The organism is Lacisediminihabitans profunda (assembly GCF_008040105.1).
Taxonomy (GTDB): Bacteria; Actinomycetota; Actinomycetes; order Actinomycetales; family Microbacteriaceae; genus Lacisediminihabitans; species Lacisediminihabitans profunda.
The window spans coordinates 1-357 of the sequence record NZ_VRMG01000144.1 but is presented as its reverse complement, the minus strand read 5'-3'; the positions used below and the strand labels follow the sequence as shown (position 1 = coordinate 357).

Genomic DNA, 357 nt, shown 5'->3' with positions numbered 1-357 from the left:
TTGTTGTCCATCAACCCGCCTGCACAGGATACCGTAGTGCCCTTCTTGCGGAGCCCACCGTTCGACAGAAGCGGAGTGGATGGGCTTACAAAACCGTCCCACATAATGTCGAAGAATACCTGTTCCCAGTCCTTGCCTCTAGTGTATTCGTCCTCCTCCCACCACTCAGGATACACCGTAGGGGCGTGCTGAGCCATAGCTCTGGCTACAGTCTCAAAACGAGAGCGAACAGACTCTCCCTCATTTGAATATTTCTTCATGAACAACTGGTAGCCAGCCGTCGTATACCACAGAGGAGTCTCTCCTGCTGCTTGACTGTTTTTCCTAGCTTCGGAATAGTTGAATGTGTCTCTCTTA

At 51.0% G+C, this 357-nt stretch carries 1 protein-coding gene; it reads right to left on the bottom strand.

Annotated elements, in window-relative coordinates; translation table 11 throughout:
• Positions 1-260: ribonucleotide reductase N-terminal alpha domain-containing protein (locus FVP33_RS19320; RefSeq protein ID WP_222706819.1), on the bottom strand; the 260-nt coding region annotated here is incomplete at its 3' end.
• Positions 261-357 lie beyond the last annotated feature (97 nt).